The following is a 7,988-nucleotide window of genomic DNA, read 5'->3' as shown; positions in this document are numbered from 1 at the left end:
AAATATATTTCTGTATAACATTCATCAGAACATAAAATAATATTGTATTCTTGACAGATTTTTATAGTTTCTTCAAAATAGCTTGCAGGTGCTACTGCTCCGGTTGGGTTGTGTGGATAGTTTATCCATACAATTTTTGTCTCTTTTAGTATTTCTTTATCAATTTTATCAAGTCTAAGTAGAAAGCCATCTTCTTCTTTTAGTTTTATAGGCGTTGGAATTCCTCCTGCATATAATGTTCCTCTTTCGTATACTGGATATGCCGGCGTTCCAAAAATGACTCTTTTTTTATCTTCTTCCTGGTCTATAAAAACTAACGGAAAATGAAAAATTGCTTCCTTTGAGCCTGCCGATGGTATTATTTGCGTATCTGGATTAAGTTTTACAGAAAATCTGTTTTCAAACCATTTTGAGATTGTATCTCTTAGTTCTTTTCTTCCGGCAACTGATGGATACTGGCTAACTTCCGGAATTGCACTTTTAATTGCATTTCTTATTATTTCTGGCGTTGGTTCTTTTGGGTCACCTGTTCCAAAATCATAAATTTTTATTCCTCTTTCTTTTAGCGATGATTTAATTTTATTTAATTCTTCCATAGGATAATTTTTAAGATTTTTTATCGCTTTATTCATCCAGGACTCCTTATATTTTTTTATATTTAAAATTCGCTATATACATCGGAGGGCGAAAAATTCAATAAAAATATGAGATTCTTCGCCGGTTGCAGAATGATATCTAAGGTTATTCTTACTATAATGTTTATCATTCAACCTTTTACTGTCATTCTAAGGACTTTAGTCCGAAGAATCTCATTTTTAAATTCTATAAAAATCACTTATTTCTCACCCGGAGTGAGACTGCTTGCAAAAATCCAAATCGTCATTCTGAGCGAAGCGAAGAATCTCATGTTTTTCTTTTTAATCAAAAAATCAAAAGATGAGATCCTTCGGCCTTCGGCCTCAGGATGACAAAGAAAGGTGAACTTACAAAAATTTTTACAGCACCCTTCACCCAGAGTTTAATTTAAGTATTATTTTAACATACCTGAATAATGCTATAATTATTTAACCTTTTTGAGATAGGGGGAGAGAATATGAAGGCAGTAGTCATGGCAGGTGGATTTGGTACGAGAATGCAACCATTAACAAACAGCATTCCAAAACCGATGCTTCCAATTCTTAACAAACCAATGATGGAACACATTATCAAAAAACTTAAATCTGTTGGCATAAATGAAATTGTTGTCTTATTATACTTTAAGCCAGAAGTTATCCAGAATTACTTTAAAGATGGCTCTGATTTAGGAATTAAGATAAACTATGTGCTGCCGGATGATGATTATGGAACAGCCGGAGCTGTAAAAAAAGCACAAAAGTATCTTGATGAAAGGTTTATCGTAGTAAGTGGAGATTTAGTTACAGATTTTGATTTTAAAGAAATAATCGGATTTCATAACGCTGTTAACTCTAAATTAACAATCACTTTAACATCTGTTGAAGACCCGCTGCAGTTTGGAGTAGTAATTACAGATAAGGATGGAAAAATTCTTAGATTTTTAGAAAAGCCAGGATGGGGAGAAGTTTTTAGCGACACGATAAACACAGGTATTTATGTAATTGAACCAGAGATATTAGATTATATTCCAGATAATATTCCGTTTGATTTTAGTAAAGACTTGTTCCCTAAGCTTATGAAAGAAGGAATTACACTTTACGGATATAATGCGAAAGGCTATTGGAGAGATGTTGGAAATCCAGAGAGTTATAGAGAAGTAAATAAAGACATTTTAAAAGAAAAAGTAAAGATAGATTTTGAAGGTGAAAAACTCGTTTACCCATCCGGTGTTTTATACACAAAAACAAAAGATTTACCTGCAAATTTAGAAATCGTTGGTAAAGTTGTATTAGATGAAAATGTAAAATTAGAAGAAAATACCATACTTGAAAATGTAATTATTGGCAAAAACTGTCATATAGGAAAAAATACATACATTAAAGACAGTGTTTTATGGTGGGATGTTAAAATTGGTGATAATTGCAGATTTTTAAATTCTGTTGTCTGTAATAATAACATTATAGAAAACAATGTAAGAGCCGAGCACGGAGTCATCATAGCAGAAGGTTGTGAGATAAAAGATAATGTAACATTTGAGAAAGATGTTATCATTTGGCCAAACAAACTCATTGAAGAAGGGTCTATTATTAGCAGTAATCTTATTTGGGGTGATAAATGGAAATCTTCATTGTTTGAAGGTGGTAAAGTCTCCGGAAGAACCAATATTGAGCTTTCTAATGAAATGACAGCCAAGCTTGCTGCAAGCTTTGGGTCTATATTACCACTTGGAAAGACAATTTTAATGTCAAGAGATTATCACAGGGCTTCAAGAATGTTAAAAAGGTCTTTTCTTGGTGGACTGCTTGGGTCAGGTTTAAACGTTATAGATTTAAAACTTATGCCACTTCCTGTTATGAGATTTTTACTATCAAATACCGATGCGATCGGTGGAGTTCATTTTAGACAATCTCCGGAAAATCCAACAATCACAGAGATTCTATTCTACGACAACGACGGACTTTTGATAGACACAAATACAGAAAAATCCATAGAAAGAATATTCTTTAGAGAAAGTTTTAGAAGAGTAAATTACAATGAAATAGGAGAAATCAAAGATGAACCATTGCCACTGAAATCTTACAAAGAAAAATTTTTATCATTGATAGACCAAGAAAGCATTAAAAGTTATAAATTTAAAATCATCACAGACCTGCTAAATGGTTCTACTTCTATCATATATCCGGATATAGTAAATACAATCGGAATAGAAAACATTATTCTAAATGCTTATTTTGATGAGAAAAAATTGTCTCAAATCTCAACTCTTCATAAAAAATCCGCAGAAGAAATCTCAAAAATGGTTAATGTATTATCTGCTGATATAGGATTTGTAATGTATCCAAACGGTCAAAGAGTAGTAATCATATCAGATAATGGTGAAATTTTAGACAATGAAGCTGCTATTTTGATAATACTTTATTTGATAGATAAAACAGTCAATAGACAGGTTAAAGTTTACTTACCGGTCTATGTACCGGAGGTTATGGATGAGATGTTTGAAAATATAATCGTAGAAAGAGGTAAAACTATCGGTCTAAAATCTAACTTTTTAAAAGATTATTACTTCTTTGGAAATCTTGAAGGAAATTATACATTTACAGAAATGTCTTATAGCTTTGATGGTATGTTTGCTTCTATTAAAATTCTTGAGATGTTAAGTAAAACAAAACAAAAAATATCAGATATACAAAAAATTATTCCAAACCATTACTTTGAACATAAAGTTGTATCTTGCCCTATTAATCTAAAAGGAAAAATGATGAGAAAATTCACAGAAGAAGCTATAGGAAAAGATGCATCTTTTGTTGATGGTGTTAAAATCTTTATAGATAAGAAAACTTGGATATTAATGCTTCCAGACCAGTATGCAGATAGTTTACATCTATATGTCAATTCTGACAAAGAAGAAAAAGCAAAAGCTGTTTTAAATGAGTATATCGACAAGATAAACAAATGGATGGAATAGGAAATGGAAAATATCCAGCCGCACGATTGGTTTTTTAAGCAGATATTTTCCAATCCAAAAAGTGTGAAAACCGTTTTAGATATTTTTGCTCCAGATTTAGCAGAAGAAGTACAGCAACTTAACATAGTAAACACAGAAAAATTCTCTAAAAAATCTAAAAAGTTTATACTTGATTTGTTATTCACATGTAAAGTTAAAGACCAAGAAGCGTTTATTAGACTGATTTTTGAGCATAAATCTTACATAGATTATGACTTGCCATCTCAACTACTACACTACAACGCAGTAATATGGCAAGAAACGGCAAAAGAAAAACAATATTATCCACCTATCATTAATATAGTCTTTTGTCACGGAGAAAGAAAATGGAACATACCTACAACTCTGCCTGTTTTAAGCAGTAAAAATTTAGAAAAATACAGCTTGAAGTTAAACTACCTGCTTATAGATTTAAATCAAATATCAGATGAAGATTTGAAAAACAGACTATATCAAGATGTATGCACAATTTCAGCATTACTTGTTATGAAGCATATCTTTGAAGATATCCAAAGCTTTAAACCGATTTTTAAATTAATGATTGAATATAAATCGGATTGTCTGTATTTAGCTTTTGACTACATTGTATTAGTAAAAAAGGATATTGAAAAAGTGGAAGAAGTTTTAAAAGAAGTAGTTGGAGGTGATGAAAAAATGATGACTTTAACAGAAAAATGGAAAATGGAAGGTTGGGTAAAAGGAAAAATGGAAGGCAAATTAGAAGGCAAATTAGAAGGCAAATTAGAAGCTAAAAAGGAAGATTTAATAAAATTAACTCAGCTAAAATTTGGGACTGTGCCGGAGAGCTTAGAAAAGATTATAAAACAGTGTAACGAGATAGAAGAGTTAGACAAAATTTTCACAAAAGTAGCATTAGCTAAAAGTATTGAGGAGTTAGAAAATATTAAATGAAAAAACTATACCTCTGTTTTTTATGGCATATGCACCAACCTTGGTATATAGACCCATTTACCCGAGAATTTGAAATGCCATGGGTGTTTTTACATGGGATAAAAGATTACTACGAAATGCCATGGCTTGTTTCAAAATACAAAAAAATAAAAGCAACGTTTAACTTAGTTCCTTCTCTAATAAAACAGCTTCAAATATATTCAGAAAACCCTTCAAGCTGTAAATTCTTAAACTTATTGAAGAAGGACGTAGATAAAATTTCTAATACTGAAAAAGAATATCTTCTAAGAATACTTTTTAGTGCGAATCTTACCACTATGATAAAGCCAATTCCGAGATACTTTCAGATTCATCAAAAGTATATGAATACTCAAAATTTAACTAATCAAGATTTTTTAGATTTACAAGTTCTCTTTTTACTATCTTGGACAGGTAATTATCTTAGAGAAAATAATCATTATATAAAAACTCTTTTAGAAAAAGGGAAAGATTTTACTAAAGAAGAAAAAGAAAAGCTCATAAATGTTTTATTAAACTTTTTAAAAGAAATTATTCCATATTACAAAAACCTTGAAAGCGAAGGAAAGATTGAGATTACCACAACGCCGTATTACCATCCAATCTTACCTTTACTTTTAAACATAGAATCAGCCAAAGAATCTAAACCTGACATCTCTCTACCTAAAATTACAGCAAACTTTAAAGAAGATGCAGTTTATCACCTCAACGCAGCTTTAGATGAGTATCAAAGCATTTTTGATAAAAAACCAAATGGACTTTGGCCAGCCGAAGGTTCTTTATCAAATCAAACATTAGATTTATTTATAGAACATAAAATAAAATGGACAGCAACAGATGAAGATGTGCTTTACAACGTGGCAGGAAAAAGAGATAAGTATAAAATTTACAAGTATAAAGATATTTACATTTTTTTTAGAGATAAATATTTAAGTGATAGCATAGGATTTAGATATCAAAACATGAATGAAAAAAATGCGGTGGATGATTTTATCTCTCATTTAAGGTCAATCTATAATTCTTCTCAGCACTGTCAAGTTGTAAGTGTGATTCTTGATGGAGAAAATGCTTGGGAGTTTTATAAAAACAATGGTAAAGATTTCTTCAATAGATTGTACTCTGAAATCTCACACCAAAGATGGATAGAATGCATTACATTTTCAGAAGTCTTGGGAAAAAATGTAGAAATTGAAAATTTAGAATCAATAAAAGCCGGCAGTTGGATATACGGAAATTTTACAACATGGATAGGACATCCGGAGAAAAACACGGCGTGGGAGTATCTATCAGAAACAAGAAACTTTTTAGAATCAGAAAAAGAAAATGATTTATATAAGAAGGCAATAGAATATATCTACATAGCAGAAGGAAGTGATTGGTTTTGGTGGTATGGAGATGACCATTTTACCATCTACGCAGACAAATTTGACCTTTTATTTAGGTCTAATCTAATGAAAGTTTATGATGTTTTTGGCAAAAAGCCACCAGCTAAGCTAAGCAAACCGATAAAACAAACATTCAAACAACCTATCATAAAAAAGCCGAAAAACTATATCACACCAACAATTGATGGAAAGATCACAAACTATTTTGAATGGCTATTTTCAGGAGAGATAGATTTAACCTTTGATTTATCATCCATGAATACAGAGATTTTATTAAATAAACTTTACTATGGCTATGATAAAGAAAACTTTTATCTCAGATTTGATGCCAGTGTTAATCAGATAAAAAACGATATATTAAGACTAAATTTCATCACGGATAAAGAAATTTCATTTTCCGTACCGATTTCAAATGAAAAGCATACAGATGAAAACGGCGTTGAAGCTGCATGCGAAAAGATAATTGAAATTAAAATACCTTTAAATCTTTTAAACGAGAAAAAGTTTGAGTTTTATATAGAAATCTTGAAAGATTCTCGGCTTTTACAGAAGCTGCCTGTTTACAGTATAATTATGTTAGATATATCAGAAAATTTTGATTATGATTGGATGGTGTAAGATGGTTAAATTACTATTTGGAATACACTGTCATCAACCGGTTGAAAACTTTTATGAAGTAGTCGATGAAGCTATAGAAAAGGCTTATAAACCTTTTTTAAAAATAGCTAAAAAATATCCAAAATTTAAGTTTGCAGTTCACTACTCAGGATGGCTTTTAGAGTATATAAAAAATTACAGTAAAGAAACATTTAAACTTCTTCAAGATTTAGCACTTAATGGTCAGGTAGAATTTTTTAGTGGTGGATACTACGAGCCAATCCTTGCAGCTATTCCATCAGATGATAGAAAATATCAAATTGAAAAGTTAAATAAATTTATCAAAGAAAACTTTGACCAGACACCAAAAGGATTATGGCTTACAGAAAGGGTTTGGGACAGTAGCATCATACCGGATATTGTAAATCTTGGGATAGAGTATGTGATTGTAGACGATTATCATTTCTTGTCAGCAGGATTTAGAAAAGAAAATCTTTATGGATATTACATTACAGAGTCAAACGGCTACAAAGTAAAGCTTTTTCCAATAGATAAAAATCTTAGATATTTAATTCCGTTTAAAACAGTTGATAAAATAAAAGAATATCTGCATACTTTGTCAAACACTGAAAATCCGGCAGGAATAATTTTTGACGATGGAGAAAAGTTTGGAATTTGGCCAAAAACTTACCAGTGGGTTTATCAGCAAGGTTGGTTAGAAAACTTTTTAAGTGAAATTTCAAATTCAAAGGACATAGAATTTGCGCACTACCAAGAATATTCAGAAAATCAAAAACCACTTGGAATAGCTTACCTTCCTATCACTTCATACCATGAAATGGGAGAATGGAGTTTATTTGCAGAAGATTTTGAAAAGTTTGAAAAATTAAAAGAATTTTTAGAAAAAAACAACATGAGTCAAGAGTCTGAAAAGTTTGTAAAAGGCAACATCTGGCACAACTTTTTAGTAAAGTATCCAGAATCAAACAGGATACATAAAAGATTTTTAGACTTGTCAATCTCTTACAGAGATTATAAGAAAAATCAAGCTTTTTTAGACAATCTTTTAAAATCTCAATGTAATGATGTTTTGTGGCATGGAATTTTTGGTGGTCTTTATCTTCCAAACCTAAGAAGCAACGCTTATAGATTTATCATAAAAGCAGAAAAAGAGATTGAAAAAATAACAAAAAAACATAAAAAAGTTGAAGTTAAAGATATAAATTGCGATGGATACGAAGAGGTAAAAGTCCATACAGATAATTTGATATTGATTTTTGATAGCAAAGAAGCAGGTCAACTAACGGAGCTTTCAATTAAAGATAAAGAGTTTAACTTTCAAAACACTTTAACAAGAAGAAAAGAAGGATATCACTATAAGCTACTTCAAACAAATCAATCAAGCAATCATGACGATGAAGGAATCTCAACAATTCATGAGATGCAAACGACGATAG

The 7,988-nt window shown here is 30.8% G+C and carries 5 protein-coding genes; 4 read left to right on the top strand and 1 reads right to left on the bottom strand.

Going from position 1 to position 7,988, the window contains the following annotated elements; all coding sequences use genetic code 11:
- Window positions 1–632, bottom strand: a 632-nt coding sequence (locus tag SULYE_RS03935) for an aminotransferase class I/II-fold pyridoxal phosphate-dependent enzyme (protein ID WP_007546726.1), incomplete at its 3' end; no start/stop codon positions are given.
- Window positions 633–1,093: 461 nt separating this feature from the next.
- Here SULYE_RS03935 and SULYE_RS03930 point away from each other — a divergent pair.
- The 4 genes from SULYE_RS03930 to SULYE_RS03915 all read left to right on the top strand — a co-directional run.
- Complete coding sequence (locus SULYE_RS03930) at window positions 1,094–3,580, top strand: sugar phosphate nucleotidyltransferase (RefSeq protein WP_007546725.1); 2,487 nt, start codon at window positions 1,094–1,096, stop codon at window positions 3,578–3,580.
- Window positions 3,581–3,583: 3 nt separating this feature from the next.
- Complete coding sequence (locus tag SULYE_RS03925) at window positions 3,584–4,531, top strand: Rpn family recombination-promoting nuclease/putative transposase (RefSeq protein ID WP_007546724.1); 948 nt, start codon at window positions 3,584–3,586, stop codon at window positions 4,529–4,531.
- Window positions 4,528–6,552, top strand: coding sequence for a glycoside hydrolase family 57 protein (locus SULYE_RS03920; RefSeq protein WP_007546723.1), 2,025 nt, complete (start codon window positions 4,528–4,530; stop codon window positions 6,550–6,552). Before SULYE_RS03925 ends, SULYE_RS03920 begins: the two co-directional genes overlap by 4 nt.
- A 1-nt stretch (window position 6,553) precedes the next feature.
- Window positions 6,554–7,988, top strand: a 1,435-nt coding sequence (locus SULYE_RS03915; RefSeq protein WP_007546722.1) for an alpha-amylase/4-alpha-glucanotransferase domain-containing protein, incomplete at its 3' end; no start/stop codon positions are given.

Origin of the sequence: Sulfurihydrogenibium yellowstonense SS-5 (assembly GCF_000173615.1) — a bacterium.
Classification (GTDB): Bacteria; Aquificota; Aquificia; order Aquificales; family Hydrogenothermaceae; genus Sulfurihydrogenibium; species Sulfurihydrogenibium yellowstonense.
This window is presented reverse-complemented; position numbering and strand designations above follow the sequence as displayed.